The following is a 17,971-nucleotide window of genomic DNA, read 5'->3' on the forward strand; positions in this document are numbered from 1 at the left end:
CTTTTATTGAAGCGTGCCGCTCCGCCCTTGAAGGATGCCTGGTATTATAAATTTTATTTACATTGCCCCGGTTTTTGTTGGGTTTGTTGAAGGAGAACAAGATGTAGTATTGAATCAGGAACATACAGCATATCAATGGCTGTCATTTCAGGAAGCAAAAGAAATCGCTTTACCCGGAAATGATGAAGTTCTGGAGTTTATTGAAAAGCATTTTATAAAAAAGAAGCCTTCTATTTGGTTATATGTAGGGGGAGGCACGAATGATGTATAACAGAGTTGATGTTGCGTGCGCATTAATATTTGATCAAGCCAGCGAGAATGTGGTGATGGTAAAAAATAAAAAAGGCGACTCCTGCTATTGGAGCCTTCCAGGCGGAGCAGTTGAAGCAGGGGAAACGCTAGAAGCGGCCGTAATACGTGAGACAAAAGAGGAAGCCGGATTTGAAGTTGAGGCAGGCGGGCTTTATTCGGTGAGTGAAGCTCTCTTTTCGAATTGTCAGTGCCTGCACTAAATTGGAAATGGAGATTCTGTGTAATGATAATATTAATAAGCGGCAACAGTTGCACAGGGAAAACCTTAATGTCGCAAAGATTGCTTGAAAAATATTTGATTCCTTATTTTTCGGTCGATCACCTCAAAATGGGGTTATACAGATCGGATAGCAACTGCGGCTTTACACCACAGGATAGTGATGAAGCAATTGGCGAGAAGTTATGGCCGATCATTAAAGGGATGATTATGACGAGTATTGAAAATAATCAAAACATGATTATTGAAGGTTGTTATATCCTGGCTCGCTTTATCAAGGATTTTGAAAAACCATATTCCGAAAACATCATATCCGTGTTTCTCGGTTTTTCAACGAATTATATTAAACAAAACTTTGACTCCAACATAGTAAAGCATAGAAGCGCGATTGAAACCCGCCTCTATCCGGAAGAGCGCACGATCAGTCGATTCATCGATGAGCATGATCATTTTAGACGAAGCTGCAAGGAATATGGTGTTCCTTATTTTGAAATAGATCAAAATTATAAGGAAGAAATTATGAAGGTTTATGATTTTATTGAGGTTCAAAAACGTAAGATGGAAGCAAATTAAATGCGGGGGAAGCTTCATCCGATAGTAAGATAAAATAAATTACCTAAAAGACAATATTAATTAAGGGATGAGAACTGGCATGTCAAGAGGTACAACAATTTCATTATTTTTAGTCGATGGAAATCCATCGGGAATCATATGTGCTTATCTTTCTAACTGGACAGGGCAAGCTGTGAGAAGGCTAAAACTAGATCAGAGGTAAATAGAATAGGAGTATATTTTCTTTTTGGATTTAGTGAACAAGCACCCGATGAAAGAATTGTTTACATAGGTCAATCAGATAATATTTATGAATGATTGGTCCAACATACTAAGGAACGCAAAAAATCTTCATTATCAGAGATGGCAATCGCTGATATGGACACTTTTATAGATAATATTAAAACTGTTTTACCAACATTAGGATACGATCTGTTAATAGAACCTGCGACGAATAGAGAAAAGAAGAACACAACATTTTATTTGGATATTGGAGGATTAAAAGCAACAGGATATCTTTCTAATAATGGATTTGTTGTAATCAAGGGAAGTGACCTGTCTCTGGAATTAAAAGAGTCCTTATCGATGTCCTATAAAAATATAAGAGAAATTTTAATTGAAAAAGAAGTGATCAAAGTAGACGGCAACAAATATAAATTTTACAAAGACTATGAATTTTCAAGCTCTTCAGCTGCTGCAGCTACTATTGTCGGGTATTCTATAAATGGAAGAATTTCATGGAAAGATGAAAAAGGCAAGACACTAAAGCAACTGGAAGAGGAATCATTAATTGAGAGGGACTCATAGAAACCATTTCTTTTACAATATCCGAACAATTGTTCTTCGAAATATTGGGAGATGATGCTACAATAAGGGGGACAATTGAACCTTGGGCGGGCGTGGTATCCCTTCGAAAGGAGGTGATACCATGAATGTAGAAGCAGCTATTACAATCATGATTCTTTTTGGCACCTTTGTGCTTGCACTACTAACATATATTTCGGATAACTACAAGAAAAAGTAAGAACCCACCCTAAGGTTACCGCCCGGTGGGTTCTTATTCCTTGGTGACTAGAAGGGATAGGCCCATCCAAGCCAATTGTTAGCCGAGTGTTTGCCGCACTCGGCTCCTTTAATCGTATGATATCACAATTGGTAAAAGAAGTGAACATCACTAGCGTGCAATTTGGCTTGCAAATGAGCAAACCCCGGAGGCGCCTGCCGGCAGCCCCGAGGATTAACTACCAATCCACAGGAATTCTCAGCGTTACTTTAGTTCCAACCTGGACGGTGCTGTCTATCGTTAATCCATACTCTGGACCGTACATGAGCCTCGCGCGGTCATTGACGTTTTTGAGGCCATAGCCTTTGGACTTCGTTTGCAGCAGCAGGGGAAGCCGCTCCGGCGGAATGCCCACTCCATTGTCCTGAACTTGAAACACAATGCAGTCCTGTTCCCGTCTTCCCGTCACGCAGATGTTCCCATCGCCTTCTTCTCTGTTCTCAATGCCATGCAGTATGGCGTTTTCGATGAGAGGCTGCAGCATTAAGTTCGGCATGCGGCAGCTCAGAATCTCATCCTCGATCCGGTAGTCCGCTTCGAAGCTGTTGCTGTGCATGATGAGTTGAATACGCAGGTAGGATTGCACATTGAGAATCTCGTCCGAGACTCGGATCATATTGTCGCCCTTATTCAGGGTGGTTCGATAAAAGGTGGACAGCAGCTGAGCCATCTCGCTAATCTCCGGGGCCCGAAGCCGAATCGCCCTCCAATTGATCAGAGAGAGGGAGTTGTACAGAAAATGGGGGTTGATCTGCGCCTGGAGCGCCTTCATTTCATACTCCTTGCGCGCGATTTCCTCCACATACACTTTATGAATCAGCGTTTTGGTCTCTTCCACCATATGGCCGAACCCTCTGATTAAGTCCCCGATTTCATCCTTCGATTCGCTGGTGACCGTGACCTCGAGCACGCCTTTTCCTACGAGATCCATATTTTGATGCAATTGATCGATCCGGGACATCATTCTTCTGGCGAAAAAGGTGCCGGCTCCGGCTACGGCAATGATGCAGGCGATCATAATCAGCACGATGGTCAATATGATGAGCCACGCAGAGGCCGTGATCAGATTCGTCGGCTTATATAAATATACATTCCACCCCGAGATCGGAATGATGGATTGCAAGACGGTGTATTCCTTTTCGCTCCATAGCAGCCCATGACCTGCTTGATTGTCAACCGGAATCGCTGTATCTCCCTCCAGTTTTGCCGAGGAATAGACAGTATGCCCGCCTGCGTCCGTGACAAGAATCTCGGCTCCATTCGCCCGCAAGGACGCAAAGGACTGGAACAGAGAAGCATGGTTTACTTCGGTATACAAAATGTTTTCTTTCGGATTTCTTTGTTTGGTATTAAAAATGCGCCCGGCGCTGAACATCTTCGTTCCATCAAAAAACCACAGGTTTTCGGTCGAGGTCATCACATGCGGGTACCAGGACGTATTGGCGGCTTCCTCGATTGGGATGACCGTGCTTCCATGCTTCGGCAGATTGGTTCCCGTATAGAGCGTGATTCGTGTGATATCCGGATTCAGATATAGGGCGGTGTAGAAATTTTGATCAATGACGTTTTTGAGCTGATCGTACATCGTATAAGCGCTGTCATACGTATGATTGGCCGCATTGATGATGGCTTGGTTGAAGCTCAAAAAGGTAATGATTTTATTATATGTATTCAGCTGATTGTTCACCGCTTGCACGCTTTGCTCCAGATTCGCCTTCAGATCCGCTTCAGACTGCGCCAACAAAAGCGAGCGGGTCTCAAAAAAACAAAAGCCGCCCAGCACAATCACGGGAATCAAGCTGAGCAGGAGAAAGGCAAGCTTGATTTTGGTCTGGAATTTCAGGTCGCGGATGGATGCCTTAAGCGCTTGCCATTTGCTCATGCTCTTCCTCCCGCAGCCATGAATTGCCGGTATTTTTCGGGAGTGCGCCCGTAAAAGTCTCTATAGTTTTGGCAAAAATACGACACATCCCGATATCCCACGGCGCTCGATATATCCGACACTTTGAGATGAGTGCTCGTTAATAACTCCTTCGCCTTCCGCATGCGCACGTTTTTTATGTATTTGTTCAAGCCGCAGCCCATCGTCTTCTTGAACATGGAGCTGAGGTAATGGGGCGATAAGTAGACTTTGGCGGCGAGGGAATCCAGACTCAGGTCGTCACCATAATGGTCCTCGATATATTTTGTGATATAGGCAATCTCCCGGTTGCAAGACGCTTCGGAATTCGCATATTTGTCCTCCAGCCGCAAGACGTACTCATTGATAATTTTTTGGATATCCCGGATATCCTCGGCTCTGTATATTTTCTCAATGCCGTGATTCAGATCCCGTTCAGGCATATCAGCCATAAGCTGGGTGACGAGTTCTTGGCATAGACTCGAAAATAAATATTTGACATAGAGCTGCGAAAACTGAACCTGCTTGGCATATTTTTGATAAAGAATTTCGGTATTCGCCTTCAGGCTGAATAGATCCCGGTTCTTGATATTTGCCCGGATCTTGTCCAAGATAGCGCTGTCACTTTGAGCCGTCTCCTCGGAGGCATAGAGGTTATCATCCTGTTCTTCAAAAATAAAACGGTCCGGCGAGAAGAAGCGGTGCTCCATCAACTGCTCCAATTGGTCAAGCCCGGCGGGCAGGGCTTCCATCGCCGTCGGACTCTCGTACAAGGCGATATAACAGACTGAATTGAACGTAGTGAGAATGCGCTCATGAATGCGCTGTGCCATGTCACGATAGGACAAGCCGGAGGAACACTTCGCTTCGGGAAAGAGCAGCAAGCTCTGATAACCATTCAAATTGATATAGTCAGCCGGCGTCTCCAACAGGGAGAGGACATAGCCTTCGAACCCGGCCCCGGCATGCTCGAAGAAGTTTTTTTCGAATTCCAGCAGCAGCATTCTATCGTAAGCCGCCGGCAAATCCAGGGAAGCTCCCTTCAACGAAGGAGGAGCGCCAACGCCGTTCACGAGGGTGAACAGCACATGTTTTTTCACATAGGCTTTTCTCATTTTCGATGCTTCGTCTTCTTGCTTTTGTATGGTGATGTCTTCAATGACTTTATGCATCGTCTCTTGAAAGGCGTCCACATCGATTGGCTTGAGAAGGTAGTCGGATACGCCAAGGGAGATAGCCGTCTTCGCATATTCAAATTCCGCGAAGCCGCTGAATAGGATGACCTTCATCTGCGGCCGAAGCTGCAGCGCCTGTCCGGCAAGCTGAAGCCCGTCCATAAGCGGCATCTTCACATCGGTGAACAAAATATCGGCAGACTGGCGCCGCAAAAATTCAAGCGCCTTTTTGCCGTTTTCCGCAAGCTCCACTTTAAGAGGAAATTGAAGCTCTTCGATCAGAAAAGCGATGCCTTCACGTTCTTCCTGTTGATCATCTGCGATTAAAATGGTTAGCATGTGCATCCTCTTTTCAAGCGTTATCACCATTTATTATAAGCCTTTTCAAAACGAATGAAATAGAAAGAGCGCTCATGATGAAACTTCGTAAAAAATTCGCGTAAACCACAATTAATTCATATATACGGCCGTAAAGACAACGCATTAAAATGAGAGACGTGCAAGACATGTTGGATATCCATGTTGAAGCGAGCCGGCGTTTTGCAATCGTTCACATCAAGGTAAAGGAGCTTTTGTCATGATCACAAAACGAAGAAACGGTCTTTTCTTTGCGATAGCACTGCTATTGGTTTTTGCCATGGCTGGATGTCAAAAAGCGGACAAGCCAGCGGAGGAATCCGCAGCGGATAGCAATGACCCGGCGTGGAAGGAAGCGAAGACGACGCCTTTTGCGCCTTATCCCGACACCGTTACCTATACGGTGGGCCAGGTAGCAGGGAATTACTCTTCGCTGAGAGGCACGCCCTATGAGAAGGACAATGCGACGGACAATGTCTGGACCAGATATCTCAAGAATAAGCTGAATGTCCAAAACGAGATTGCGTTCGAGGCCAATGACGGCACAGACTATCAGCAAAAAGTATCGATGGCGATCGTAAGCGGCGAGATTCCGGATATCATGGTCGTTCCCGATCATGAAACATTGGAGCAGCTTTACGAGAACGATCTGATCGAGGACCTTACCGCAGCCTATGAAAATACGGCCAGTGAGCGCATCAAGGAAATCTATGATTCCTATGACGGCCGCGTCCTGGACACGGCCAAGTTCGACGGCAAGCTGATGGCGCTGCCGACCACGGAAATCTCGCACGGTCCGGGCGTCCTGTGGCTGCGCAAGGACTGGATGGACAAGTTGGGGCTGAAAGAACCGAAAACCATTGAAGATATTGAACATATCATTACCCAGTTCGTAGAAAAAGATCCCGGCGGCAACGGACCAGGCAATACGGTGGGACTGGTCATCGATAATGAACAGCCTGTCGGAATTTCGGGCGGGCAATATGAAGTGAACAATATTTTTGCCTTATACGGAGCCTTCCCGAAGCAATGGATCGATGACGGCACGGGACAAGCCGTATACGGTTCCATTCAGCCTGAGATGAAGCCCGCTCTGGCCAAAATCGCGGATATGTACAAAAAAGGGCTTATTGATCGCCAGTTCGCCGTCCGCACATCGGATGATCGCAAGGCGCTGCTGACGAGCGGCAAAAGCGGCTCGTTCCTGGACAACTGGTGGGGAAGCTGGACCGTGGCGGACTCGCTCAAGCTGAATCCGGATGCCGAATGGGTGTCTTATGTCGCTCCGCAATCCGAGGACGGATCGGTCACGATGTTCACCGGCAAGCCGACCAGCAGTTATCTGGTGGTCCGCAAAGGGTTCAGCCATCCGGAAGCCGCCATTAAAATTGCGAGCGTTCAATTCGATTATCAGCGCTACCAGGAGAAGGACGAAGCCGTGCTCAAGGAATTCGAGGATTACAGCGCGCATAACGTAGGCGGATCTCCGCTCGCCGTCAACATTGACTATTATGATGCGTTCTACCGCAATGTTGGAGTTATGGAAGAAGCATTGGAGACGGGCGATGCCGGCAAATTAACGAGCAATCTGGATATTGCGGCTTATAAGTCCTACAAAAAATATTTGGATGATGTGAAAAATGGAAATCAAGTCGATGCCAACGCATGGGCCGGATATACATCGAGCATTACGACGGCGAAGCTGGTCAACAGCTCCAACATCAAAGAAGTCAATCCGATCTTCTTCGGCAGCACACGGTCCATGTCTTTGAAATGGCCGACCTTAATGAAAATGGAGCTCGAAATGTATCTGAAAATTATTACGGGCGAGCAAACGCCGGATGATTTCGATAAATTCGTGGAGAATTGGAAGAAAACCGGCGGCGATATCATTACGGATGAAGTGAACGAAGCGATTGCCTCCAATTGAAGCGAAAGAGAGCGTTCTTCATGAAGAATAAAAACGATCAGATCGCGTTCCATTCGATGATGGCCGCAGGCATGATCTTCCTCCTTATTTTCTCGTTCATCCCGATGTTCGGGATTGTGATGGCCTTTCAAGATTATGTTCCGGCCAAGGGGATCAGCGGTTCGCGCTGGGTGGGCTTGGATAATTTCAAATTCATGCTGCAAATTCCGGACAGCAAGCAGATTTTTATCAACACGATCGTCATCGCGGTATGGAAAATTATTGTGGGGACCTTCGTTTCGATTACGTTTGCTTTGCTCCTGAATGAGATACGGTTGAAAATTGCCAAGCGGTTCATGCAGACGGTCGTGTATTTGCCGAATTTCTTGTCATGGGCCGTACTGGCTACCGTCGTCATGAACATCTTCTCCTATGAAGGTCCGATCAACGCATTTCTCGGATGGTTTGGCGCAGACCCGATATTATTTATGGCGAGCAATGAATGGTTCCGGCCGATGCTGGTGTTGTCCGATGTGTGGAAAGGGTTCGGATATGGCTCGATCATCTATCTGGCCTCGCTGACCTCGATTGATCCGGGACAGTATGAAGCCGCATCAATCGACGGGGCGAACCGGTTCCAGAAGCTGTGGTATGTCACGCTTCCCGGCTTGATGCCTACGATACTGCTGGTCACGACGTTGAACCTGCCGAATGTATTGAACGCCGGCTTTGACCAAATTTTTAATCTGTACAATCCGTTGGTATACGAGACCGCCGACATCATTGACACTTATGTGTACCGGGTCGGTCTGGTCGAAAGACAGTACAGCCTTGGGACCGCAGTCGGTCTCTTGCGTTCCATAGTCGGCATTATCTTAATCTTATCCGCGAATAAACTGACGCAAAAACTGACAGATTATCGCATTTTCTAGGGGGTGTCTTCCATCATAGCTCAGACGATGAAAAGCCGCGCCGCCGACGTGATTATCTGGATCTTGCTGCTGGCGCTTACGTTGTCTTGCCTGTTTCCGTTACTCAATATGGCAGCTATTTCACTGAGTGATAATGCAGCCGCCTCCGCTAACTTGGTGGGCCTGTTCCCGGTGAATTTTACATGGAGCTCCTATGAAAAGCTGCTGTCAGACTCGCAGTTCTGGCGTTCGTTCACGATCTCGGTAGAGAGGGTCGTGCTGGGGCTCGGCGTAAATATGGCGCTCATGATCCTGATGGCCTATCCGCTGTCCAAAAGCTCGAAGCAATTTCGGGGACAGAAAGTGTACATGAATATCGTGATTTTCGCGATGCTGTTCTCCGGAGGACTTATTCCGACGTTCATGGTCGTGAAGCAGCTTGGACTTCTGGATTCGATTTGGGCCTTGATTTTGCCGGGGGCGGTGCCCATCGGCAATGTCATCCTGCTGATGAACGCGTTCCGTGCGGTGCCGAAGTCGCTGGAGGAAGCGGCCAAGATGGACGGAGCCTCGCAATGGAAAATCTTGTTCTCGATCTATTTACCGGTCGTGCTGCCGACCTTGGCGACGGTGATGCTGTTCACGATCGTCGGCCACTGGAATGATTATTTCAGCGCGTTGGTGTATATCAACAAGACTTCGAACTATCCATTGCAGACCTATATTCAGCAGCTCAGCGTGGAAGTGCAGAACATCACGGACCCGGCGAAATTGGCCGAATATGCGAAGATTTCAGACCGGACGCTGAATTCCGCCAAAATCGTTGTTTCTACGCTGCCATTGCTGTTGATTTATCCTTTCTTGCAGAAGTACTTCGTATCCGGAATCGTGGTCGGTTCCGTGAAGGAATAAGTCATCAGGTCATGCGCATCAAAATACAATAGGGTGAAAAGAAGCCGTACGATATATCTGGCATGCTGCCTCGCCGCAATGATTCCACCGCGCGGCGAGGCTTCGCATATCGGTGGCCGGCCACACGGTAACCAGGAGGTTAGCATGATGAATGCAGGTGCAGCATCCATCTTGGATGACATGAAAATATTCGTGCCGAAGGAAGCGAACCGCGCGATTTCCTTTACCAATAAGGAGTCCGCGTTTTACTTTACGCAGTCTCACCACACGGATCATCCGGAGCATGCCTATTTTGAAGGCTGGAATATCGCGAAGCGCCGGATCTTTCAGGGCTACAATTTATATGAGGGCGGCCGCAGGCTGGAGAATCAGCATTCTCAAGTGCACGTCTATCCTTACAAAATGGTGCGGGAGCATGGCCTTCTCACAGAGGAGCTGTGGATGCTGGATTATCGAAATGTGCTGGAAATCAGCCTTGCCGGCGCGCAGCAGCCAACCATCGGCCTCGAGCTTCGGGGAGAGAAGGTGAAGCCGATAGATCAAGAGGGTCATATCCTGATCTTTTCGGCTGTCACAGAAGGGTGGCTGATCGCTGTGGGCTCCAGGCGGCTGCAGCCGTTAACGCTGGAAGGGCACATCATCTCTGCGGATGCGAAGGAAGAAGGCTTCTGCATTGCTGCCGGCCGTACGGCAGAGGAAGCCGTCGGTCTGCTGCAGGCTACGAGGGGGCAGGTCGCTCGCCTCAAGATGGAGCGAGTCGAACGCATCGAACGTCTGCTTCTCGAAAATACGTATATGAGGAGCACGGATGACACGCTGGAGCTGGCTCTGCGCTGGATAAGCGTCACGATGGATCAGCTGGTCACCAGACAGCAAGGAGACGGCATCTACGCCGGGCTGCCTTGGTTCAATGAATATTGGGGGCGGGATCAGTTCATTTCGCTTCCGGGGGCTGTCCTGGTTAGCGGGCAATTCGACACGGCACGCCATATTCTGCTTTCTTTTGCCGAATTTCAGAATACCGATAAGGATTCCAAGTTTTACGGCAGAGTGCCGAACATCCTTGCTCCGGAAAATATTGATTATCATACGACGGACGGCACGCCGCGGTTTGTGATCCAGCTGCAGGATTATGTTAAATATTCGGGCGATACGGACATCATTAAAGAGCTGTATCCGGCCGTCATTCGCAGCATTCAAGGCTCGATCGGGCACTGGATGGACGAGAAGGGCTACCTGACGCACGCCGACAATGAAACGTGGATGGATGCCCGGGACAGCCAGCTGCGATCCTATTCGCCAAGAGATACGCGGGCCAACGACATTCAGGCGCTATGGTACAACCAATTGCTGGCGGGAGTGTACTTCGCCGAATTTATGAAGGATGAAGCTCATGCGGAACAGTGGAAGCAGATTGCGGATCGGTTGAAAATGAATTTCGAGAAGGATTACCGCGATGCCGAGCATCCTTATCTGGCAGACCGGCTCGATAACGATGGCAAGCCGGAGTTCTCCCTGCGTCCGAATCAGCTCTTTGCCTTCGGCATGCTTGATGATCGGGAGTTTGCTTGTCAGGCCATCCGTACGGCTTGGGAAGAGCTGGTATATCCTTGGGGAACCGCTTCTCTGGATCGGAGCCATCCGCTATTCCATCCGTTCCACCTGACGCCTCATTATCACAAGGATGCCGCTTATCACAACGGAGCCGTATGGCTCTGGCTGAACGGCATCGCGATGCAGCGCATGATTGAGGCGGGAGAGGAAGAGACAGCCTATCGGCTGTTCAAGAACATGAACGGGATGGCACTGACCAGAGGGGTCGTGGGCGGACTGTGCGAAAATATGGATGCTTACCCTCATGAAGGCGAGGGGTGGGCCAAGCTGACGGGGGCGTATTTGCAAGCCTGGTCCAATGCCGAGCATTTGCGGGTATGGTACCAATACTTTTTGGGAGTACGGCCGGATCTGATTCAGGATACCTTAGTCCTCGCTCCGCGAATCCCGGAGGAGATTCCGGATCTGAATTATGCGATCAACGTGGGCAAGGGCCGCATCACCGCGGAGTACCGCAATGAGGCGGCCAGGGTATATCGCTATCAGTTCCAGGACCTCACCTTGAAGGCCGTCCTTGATATTTCGCCATTTGAGCGGGTGGAGGCAGAGGTGCGCCCTGGTTCGGAGCTAAGGATAACGCAGGCCGACGGCACGCTGACCGCAACCTTGCTCGATCCTAACGGTGACATCATCCAGGCGATGGAAGCCTCCGTCTCGCCGGCGCGAGCAGAGCAGCGGTCAAGACAGCGCCGCATCCTGAAGGATGTCCGCTTCGCCGAGCCGATGGAGGTACGGAATCATCCGGTGATGAGATAGCGCTGCCTCAATTAACTAGCGAAGTTAGGATCCCTGCTATCAAAAAATGGCAGGGATCTTTATAATGAAAAGAACACAGCTATGGTCGCAAATGCAAGCCAGCAAAGGAGCACTTCATGAAATTGATATCCGTACATAAGAAGACTCGAGGAATGAGAAGGAGAGCAAGAAGCCTCCAATTATGGGGCGCTCATCATAAGACGCTCGACATCGATTCCTTAACCCGCAATAAAAGAGCATATGTAAAAGTTCGGATTCCTCCGTTTTGTCATCTGCATCGGATCAATGAGCGGGAAGCAGGAAAAAAGAAGCCGCCTTATCGATTTCGAAAACAAACGTTGCACCACTTGATCGAAATATATAGGGCATGGAAGAAGCAACTCGATGCAACGAAGAAGAAGGAGCCTTATTATCTGAAAATTTGGCTCGGAGATCCGGAGTTCATGGATTCACAAGTCGTTGCGGCGCTTGGACCGAAGATGGATTACTATGAACAGTTATTTACAAAGCATCCGGAACAAAGGCCGTTTCCTTATGAACGTGCGCATCTATGCTTTGATTTGTTTGCGTGGGAGAGACATGTAAATGGATATCATGTGTGGGAAAGCGACTTGGAGACGGCAGAAGAACTTGAGCTCGCACACAAAAAAGCTTTTCAAATCAATGAATATAGGATGAACGGAAAAGTTGAAAGGTCCTATTTTATCAGCGCGGGAGATATGTGGATCGGATATATGCAATAAAAAGCGTGCGCAGCCGGAAGTAGAGCCGCTGTGCACGCCGGCTTTGGCGGCGCGATTTCAACGATGTTTTTGCCGAGGTGGTCTTGACGAAAAAAGAGATAGCTGATAAACTTCCTTAAACGTAAATATTACGATTAAGATTAAAATGATTGCTTGGCTTGCCGATATCGGTATGCTTAACCTGGGAAGAAGGGAGTGCAGGACACTTTGGAAAAAACGATGATATAAGTCACTGAATGGTGGAGTACGTTCATTATAGTATGGAGAGGAATACTTTTAATTTTTACTATTCTGCGGCGATGGGAGCTTCTTCTTTTTGCGGGGGGATGTATGCAGAAAAATGAGTCAACGTCTCCCTAAATCGTAATAATTACATATAACAATGATGAGAAGGTTGTGAAATGATGAAAGAACCGGCAGACTTCCGCCGCCGCTCCTTCTTTTTTACGGTCATTCTGTTGGCGCTGACGGCGGGGCTCGTCCTCTCGGTTACGATCGCGGTGATGCTGGGGCCGGTTCCGATCGCGCCGGCAACGGTCTGGAAAATTGCCTTCTCCCATCTGCCGGGCTTCCATGGATGGATCGAGGAGACATGGGACACGGGACAGGGACATATCGTGTGGGATATACGTTTTCCGCGGGTGCTGCTTGGCGTCATCGTCGGCGCGGGTCTGTCCGTGGCCGGCGCCGCCATTCAAGCCCTTATGCGCAATTCCTTGGCCGACCCTTATATACTCGGCGTGTCGTCGGGGGCGTCTGCGGCGGCCACGCTCGTCATCCTGTTCGGGGCGTTCCGCTTCTTCGGCCAATATGCGCTTTCCTTCTCCGCCTTTCTCGGTTCGCTCGCCGTGATGGCGATCGTCATGGTACTGGCCCGCGTGGGCGGCAGGATGGCAACGAGCCGGCTTTTATTGTCCGGCATCGCGGTGTCTATGATGATGTCGGCCGTCACCAATTTGATCGTAACGATGGCGCCGCGCGAAGAAGGCATACGTTCGGCGATGTATTGGATGATGGGAAGCCTGACGGGGGCGAAGTGGGAGTATTTAACGCTCCCGGCCTTGATCGTGATTGCCGGAACGGTCTTTTTGCTTGTTCAGTACCGGTCGCTCAACGCCTTGCTGATGGGGGAGGAGGAGGCGCTTACTCTTGGCGTCAATCTCCATTCCTTCCGCAAATGGCTGGTCGTCGTGGTCGCTCTGTTGACGGGAACGATTGTGTCCGTGAGCGGAGCGATTGGCTTTGTCGGCTTGATGATCCCCCATATCGTGCGGCTCATCGTCGGTTCGGATCACCGCCGCGTCCTTCCGGTCAGCCTGCTGCTGGGGGCCATCTTCATCGTATGGGCCGACGTATTGGCGCGGCTTGTGCTGGCCCCCGAGGAATTGCCGATCGGCATTGTGACCGCCTTATGCGGAGGTCCTTTCTTCATATGGCTGCTGCGCCGGAACTCATATTCTTTTGGAGGCGGAAAATGAACGTCGAAGTGAAAGACCTGTCGTTCAGCATTGAGGATAAACGATTGATCGAAGCGATATGGGTGGATGTGCGGGAAGGCGAGACGGTCGGCCTGATCGGTCCGAACGGAAGCGGGAAATCGACGCTGCTCAAAAATATATATCGCGTGCTGGAGCCCGATTCGGGCGAGATATTGCTGAATGGGCAGGATGTATCCCGGATGCCGCAGAAGGAATTGGCCAGACAGTTGGCGGTGGTTGGCCAGGAATCGGCCGCCGCGTTCGATTTTACGGTTCGCGATATCGTGATGATGGGGCGCAGCCCCCATAAGAAAATATTCGAAGCGGATTCGATGAAGGATTACAAGATTGTGGAGGAGGCGCTGACGCGCGTCGGCTTGCTGGATGCGGCCGGAAGCAGCTTCTCCGACTTGTCCGGCGGAGAGAAGCAGCGCGTGCTGATTGCGAGGGCGCTGGCGCAGCAAGCCCGCGTTCTGATCTTGGATGAACCGACCAACCATCTGGATATCCGGTATCAGCTGCAGATGATGGATCTGGTCAAGGAACTGAAGCTGACCTGTCTCGCCGCGCTGCATGATTTGAACATCGCGGCTTGTTACTGCGACCGCATCTATGTGCTCCAAGAAGGCCGGATGGTCGCTTCGGGAAGCCCGGAGCAAGTGATGCGGCCGGAGTTGCTGTACGGCGTATTCGGGGTTCGGACGGAGATTGTCATCCACCCCTTGACGGGGAAGCCGTCGATTACGTTTTTGCCGGGGATGATCGCCGGCTTATAAGAAGGGAAGGGAGGCGGAGCCGATGGCGATAACCCGATGCGGCCGCTGCCATTTCATGTATGACGAATGGCATGGCGATACCCGCAACGGCGTCCCGGCTGGCACGCCGTTCGAGGACTTGGCCGGTACGCTATGCTCCAGCTGCGGAATGCAGGGCAGCCGGCATCAATGGCAGCCGGGCCCGAAGTACGCCGGGCAGGAGGCCGAATATTATGATCAGTTTGCCGGAAAAGCGGGGATTGCCTTCTACAGGCATTGGCTGGAGCAGACGGCGGCAGCGCCGAGCGTGCTGGAGCTTGGCGTCGGCACCGGACGTCTGGCCGTCGAGCTGGCCGGCCAGACAGCCCGCTACTGCGGTGTCGATTGGAGCCCCATGATGCTGAAGGCTGCGGACACCAAGCGCAAACGCATATTCAAAGAAGAAGCGGAGCAGCGGCTGGAGCTGGCCGAAGAAGACGCGCTTGCGTTTCGCGCCCCCGCCGCTTATACCCATGTGCTGTGTCCGGACGGGTTTTTGCAGCATTTTACGAGGATGGAGGACCATATTGCGCTGCTCCGCAATATCCATCGATGGCTGCAGGCAGGCGGCTGGCTTGCCGCCGATCTGCTCCTGCCTCCAGGCGGCGCCGCCTGGCAGACGCTGGAGCGCAAACGGGTGCAGCCGCACAAGCTTGTTCGCCGCCGGATCGACGGGGCAACCTCGCTGTCCCGGCAGATTTTTCACTGCGCCATCGCTTATGAGACGTATATCGACGGCGCCATGGAAGCCCGGTACCTGGTGGAGCGCGAATACGCGCTGATGACGCCGAAAGAAGCCGCGCTGCTCCTCGCCGCGGAAGGATTCGAGGTCAAGCGGATGATCCAAAATTACGGATCGTCCGCCCCGTGGCGAACCGCGCTCCTGCCCGGAGTGAATGAAAGAGGGAGCGATCCGGATGCCGTAGAGACGCTAGAGGAAGCCCTCGCGGCCGGGAAATCGGTGCATCCATATCGAGATCTGGCATGGGAAGAAGGCGGATATCCGCTGCGCGGCGCTCTTCCGTCCCTGGCCCCCGATGCTCCGGCCACGATGACGCTGATTGCCCGGAGGAAATGAGAGATACCGAAGGAAGAAGACGGAGGAAGAATTGTATGAATCGGACAACGTTCACCAAGAGGTTCCTATTGCTAGGAATAACCATGCTCCTCGTACTGCTGTCGGCATGCGTCCGTTCGGAAGAGCCGAATGCGAATCGACAGGCGCAAGCGGAGCAGCCGGCGGCGCAGGTGGCCGAGAGCGGAACGGTCGAACTTGAAAATATGGGAGAGAAGCTGAGCTTCCCGGAAGCGCCGAAGCGGGCGGTCACGCTGAACCAGCATGCGACCGAAGTGATGCTGGCCCTCGGTCTCGAAGAGTCGATGGTCGGGACGGCTTATCTCGACGACAGCATTCTGCCCGAATATGAGAAGAAGTACGACAAGATTCCGGTCCTCGCGGACAAATATCCGTCCAAGGAAGTATTCTTGTCGATGTCTCCCGATTTCGCCTATGCGGGATGGAAGAGCGCGTTCGGGGACAAAGCGCTGGGTTCGCGGGCGGATCTGGCCGGGCAGGGCGTCCTGACGTATGTGCAGGAATCCTCCAGCAAGGCTGCGCCGACGCTCGAGGATGTATATCAGGACATCTTGAATATCGGGCGTATCTTCCGGGTGGAAGACAGAGCCGAAGCGCTCGTGAACGATATGCGCCAGAAGCTGGAAGACATCCAGGCCCAGATCGGCACGGTGAGCGAGCCGCTTAACGTATTCGTCTTCGATAGCGGGGAAGACAAGGCATTCACGGCTGCCAATACGTATTTGACCAGCTTGATTGCCAAGGTGGGCGGAAAAAATATTTTCGACGATATCGATAAAGGATGGGCCGAGGTCAGCTGGGAGGAAGTGGTGAGCCGCGATCCGGACGTCATCGTCATTGTCGATTATGGCGACACGACGGCGGAACAGAAGCGGGAGATGCTCTTGAACAAAGCGCCGCTCGCCGATGTGAAGGCAATCAAGAACAAGCGTTTTATCGTGCTGCCGCTCTCGGCGGCCGCAGAGGGCATTCGCGCTCCGATCGCGCTGCAGACGCTCGCTGCCGGTCTGTATCCGGATAGAGTGCAACCATAGAAGCGACAATGGGGAAGGAGAACAACTATGCCAACATGGAACTTGGAGGAGACCCGTCATCATCTGCTGATATGCAACGGCGGGAATTGCATGAAGCAGCAGGCCGATGAGGTGACGCAAGCGATCCGGGAAGAGATCTCGGCGCTCGGCGCGAAAAAACAGATTCATACGACCCGCACCCGCTGCAATGGCCGCTGTACGGACGCTTGTGTCGTCATCGCTTACCCGGAAGGGGTCTGGTATAAGGAAATGACCCCGGAGCTGGGAAGGGAACTGGTGCGCAAGCAGTTGGCAGGCGAGCGGCTGGACGAGCAAATGGTCTATTCGTATGATCGCCGCTTCATCGCGACCGGCCGCTCCGCAGCCGGCAAAGATAAACCGACGAGCTAGAGCTTGTCACAGCGAGCCTTAGCCATGCCGCGTCCGCCTCAGGCAACGTTTTTGACACTCACGTCTGGGGAATGGGGGAGCATGAATTATCTGTTGCTAATCCAGTCCTGATCATAAGGGGGCTGTCTCCAGAGCCGATTCAGGTGCAGCGAGACAGCCCCGCCCTGCTTCTCACGCCGAAAATACTGTAAAAGTGCAGTTTTTCTTTATGACCTGAGCATCTTTACAGGTATTGCTGCAAAACTACATCAATTTCAGGCTAGCTAATAGGTTTAAGACAAAAAAAGACGAAAATAATGTATTTTCGCAGGAAATATATCAAATAGTAGATCTACTCGCATAAAATGATGCACTGATCAGGCTGTTGAGAAAGAAGTTTTGAGTAGGAAAATGGATATTTCCACCATCCTGAAAACTGCACCATTTCCCTAGACACGCCCATCCGGCAGTCGAAATCCGCAAAACTCCACGATTTCTCCAGACGCTCCTATTCAGTAAGCGAAATCCTGCATAAATACAGCAATTCGATAGGGACGACTAGTCCAGAAAGGGAATCCTGCAAAATTACAGGAATTTTCCCCGTTTCGCTTCGGCTTGAAGCAAAAGGGCCTAAAATGATGTAGATTTGCAGCAATTCCTCGGGATATGGACTCATTAAGCCGAAATTCCTGTAAAATAGCAGCAATTTCCTCCGCACGTCCAAGCCCCAGGAGGCAACGATGCTTCGAGCAGGCCGATAATGCTTCCAGCAGGCCGGA

17 protein-coding genes are annotated in these 17,971 nt (G+C 50.7%); 15 read left to right on the forward strand and 2 right to left on the reverse strand.

Annotated features, from left to right (window positions below; genetic code table 11):
* Positions 1–109: 109 nt before the first annotated feature.
* The 5 genes from L6439_RS11970 to L6439_RS11990 all read left to right on the forward strand — a co-directional run bounded on the left by L6439_RS11970 (position 110) and on the right by L6439_RS11990 (position 2,105).
* Positions 110–271, forward strand: coding sequence for an NUDIX hydrolase (locus tag L6439_RS11970; protein ID WP_237096832.1), 162 nt, complete (start codon positions 110–112; stop codon positions 269–271).
* Positions 261–512, forward strand: coding sequence for an NUDIX hydrolase (locus tag L6439_RS11975; RefSeq protein ID WP_237096833.1), 252 nt, complete (start codon positions 261–263; stop codon positions 510–512). The genes L6439_RS11970 and L6439_RS11975 overlap by 11 nt, the downstream gene beginning before the upstream one ends.
* Positions 513–535: 23 nt before the next feature.
* Positions 536–1,102, forward strand: a complete 567-nt coding sequence (locus L6439_RS11980) for a 2-phosphoglycerate kinase (RefSeq protein ID WP_213471217.1) — start codon at positions 536–538, stop codon at positions 1,100–1,102.
* A gap of 357 nt (positions 1,103–1,459) precedes the next feature.
* The gene (locus tag L6439_RS11985) at positions 1,460–1,888 is read left to right on the forward strand and encodes a DUF4357 domain-containing protein (protein WP_213471216.1); all 429 of its coding nucleotides are present in this window, start codon (positions 1,460–1,462) and stop codon (positions 1,886–1,888) included.
* A gap of 121 nt (positions 1,889–2,009) precedes the next feature.
* Positions 2,010–2,105, forward strand: coding sequence for a putative holin-like toxin (locus L6439_RS11990; protein ID WP_220084742.1), 96 nt, complete (start codon positions 2,010–2,012; stop codon positions 2,103–2,105).
* A gap of 217 nt (positions 2,106–2,322) precedes the next feature.
* Here L6439_RS11990 and L6439_RS11995 read toward each other — a convergent pair whose 3' ends face one another.
* Complete coding sequence (locus L6439_RS11995) at positions 2,323–4,026, reverse strand: sensor histidine kinase (protein WP_213471215.1); 1,704 nt, start codon at positions 4,024–4,026, stop codon at positions 2,323–2,325.
* Entirely contained in the window at positions 4,023–5,558 is a 1,536-nt protein-coding gene (locus tag L6439_RS12000; protein ID WP_213471214.1) for a response regulator transcription factor, read from the reverse strand. Before L6439_RS12000 ends, L6439_RS11995 begins: the two co-directional genes overlap by 4 nt.
* A 238-nt stretch (positions 5,559–5,796) precedes the next feature.
* Between L6439_RS12000 and L6439_RS12005 the strand changes: the two genes are divergently transcribed.
* From L6439_RS12005 to L6439_RS12050, 10 genes are all read left to right on the forward strand, one after another.
* Positions 5,797–7,506: an extracellular solute-binding protein gene (locus L6439_RS12005; protein WP_213471213.1), complete on the forward strand. Its 1,710-nt coding sequence runs from the start codon at positions 5,797–5,799 to the stop codon at positions 7,504–7,506.
* 20 nt (positions 7,507–7,526) lie between these two features.
* On the forward strand, positions 7,527–8,417 hold the full coding sequence (locus L6439_RS12010; protein ID WP_213471212.1) for an ABC transporter permease: 891 nt from the start codon (positions 7,527–7,529) through the stop codon (positions 8,415–8,417).
* A gap of 27 nt (positions 8,418–8,444) precedes the next feature.
* Positions 8,445–9,308 (forward strand): carbohydrate ABC transporter permease, encoded by an 864-nt coding sequence (locus tag L6439_RS12015; protein ID WP_213471236.1) that lies wholly within the window; start codon positions 8,445–8,447, stop codon positions 9,306–9,308.
* A gap of 144 nt (positions 9,309–9,452) precedes the next feature.
* Positions 9,453–11,678 carry an amylo-alpha-1,6-glucosidase gene (locus L6439_RS12020; protein WP_237096834.1) on the forward strand — a complete coding sequence of 742 codons (2,226 nt, stop codon included), beginning with the start codon at positions 9,453–9,455 and terminating at the stop codon, positions 11,676–11,678.
* 116 nt (positions 11,679–11,794) lie between these two features.
* Complete coding sequence (locus L6439_RS12025) at positions 11,795–12,421, forward strand: hypothetical protein (RefSeq protein ID WP_213471210.1); 627 nt, start codon at positions 11,795–11,797, stop codon at positions 12,419–12,421.
* 401 nt (positions 12,422–12,822) lie between these two features.
* Positions 12,823–13,899 (forward strand): FecCD family ABC transporter permease, encoded by a 1,077-nt coding sequence (locus tag L6439_RS12030; RefSeq protein WP_168178081.1) that lies wholly within the window; start codon positions 12,823–12,825, stop codon positions 13,897–13,899.
* Entirely contained in the window at positions 13,896–14,675 is a 780-nt protein-coding gene (locus L6439_RS12035; RefSeq protein WP_168178080.1) for an ABC transporter ATP-binding protein, read from the forward strand. Before L6439_RS12030 ends, L6439_RS12035 begins: the two co-directional genes overlap by 4 nt.
* Before the next feature lie 22 nt (positions 14,676–14,697).
* Complete coding sequence (locus tag L6439_RS12040) at positions 14,698–15,771, forward strand: methyltransferase domain-containing protein (RefSeq protein WP_213471209.1); 1,074 nt, start codon at positions 14,698–14,700, stop codon at positions 15,769–15,771.
* A 35-nt stretch (positions 15,772–15,806) separates the two neighbouring features.
* Positions 15,807–16,823: an ABC transporter substrate-binding protein gene (locus tag L6439_RS12045; protein ID WP_213471208.1), complete on the forward strand. Its 1,017-nt coding sequence runs from the start codon at positions 15,807–15,809 to the stop codon at positions 16,821–16,823.
* Between the two features lie 27 nt (positions 16,824–16,850).
* A complete protein-coding gene (locus L6439_RS12050; protein ID WP_168178077.1) occupies positions 16,851–17,213 on the forward strand; it encodes a (2Fe-2S) ferredoxin domain-containing protein in 363 nt (120 codons plus the stop codon).
* Positions 17,214–17,971 lie beyond the last annotated feature (758 nt).

The organism is Paenibacillus dendritiformis, assembly GCF_021654795.1.
Taxonomy (GTDB): domain Bacteria; phylum Bacillota; class Bacilli; order Paenibacillales; family Paenibacillaceae; genus Paenibacillus_B.

Bases quoted from the DNA above. Each gene is read 5' to 3' on its own strand.
- L6439_RS11985 (WP_213471216.1), top strand. From the start codon at position 1,460: ATGGACACTTTTATAGATAATATTAAAACTGTTTTACCAACATTAGGA.
- L6439_RS12025 (WP_213471210.1), top strand. From the start codon at position 11,795: ATGAAATTGATATCCGTACATAAGAAGACTCGAGGAATGAGAAGGAGA.
- L6439_RS11995 (WP_213471215.1), bottom strand. From the start codon at position 4,026: ATGAGCAAATGGCAAGCGCTTAAGGCATCCATCCGCGACCTGAAATTC.
- L6439_RS12050 (WP_168178077.1), top strand. From the start codon at position 16,851: ATGCCAACATGGAACTTGGAGGAGACCCGTCATCATCTGCTGATATGC.
- L6439_RS12005 (WP_213471213.1), top strand. From the start codon at position 5,797: ATGATCACAAAACGAAGAAACGGTCTTTTCTTTGCGATAGCACTGCTA.
- L6439_RS12020 (WP_237096834.1), top strand. From the start codon at position 9,453: ATGATGAATGCAGGTGCAGCATCCATCTTGGATGACATGAAAATATTC.
- L6439_RS12030 (WP_168178081.1), top strand. From the start codon at position 12,823: ATGATGAAAGAACCGGCAGACTTCCGCCGCCGCTCCTTCTTTTTTACG.
- L6439_RS12035 (WP_168178080.1), top strand. From the start codon at position 13,896: ATGAACGTCGAAGTGAAAGACCTGTCGTTCAGCATTGAGGATAAACGA.
- L6439_RS12040 (WP_213471209.1), top strand. From the start codon at position 14,698: ATGGCGATAACCCGATGCGGCCGCTGCCATTTCATGTATGACGAATGG.
- L6439_RS11975 (WP_237096833.1), top strand. From the start codon at position 261: ATGATGTATAACAGAGTTGATGTTGCGTGCGCATTAATATTTGATCAA.
- L6439_RS12010 (WP_213471212.1), top strand. From the start codon at position 7,527: ATGAAGAATAAAAACGATCAGATCGCGTTCCATTCGATGATGGCCGCA.
- L6439_RS12000 (WP_213471214.1), bottom strand. From the start codon at position 5,558: ATGCTAACCATTTTAATCGCAGATGATCAACAGGAAGAACGTGAAGGC.
- L6439_RS11980 (WP_213471217.1), top strand. From the start codon at position 536: ATGATAATATTAATAAGCGGCAACAGTTGCACAGGGAAAACCTTAATG.
- L6439_RS11990 (WP_220084742.1), top strand. From the start codon at position 2,010: ATGAATGTAGAAGCAGCTATTACAATCATGATTCTTTTTGGCACCTTT.
- L6439_RS12045 (WP_213471208.1), top strand. From the start codon at position 15,807: ATGAATCGGACAACGTTCACCAAGAGGTTCCTATTGCTAGGAATAACC.
- L6439_RS12015 (WP_213471236.1), top strand. From the start codon at position 8,445: ATGAAAAGCCGCGCCGCCGACGTGATTATCTGGATCTTGCTGCTGGCG.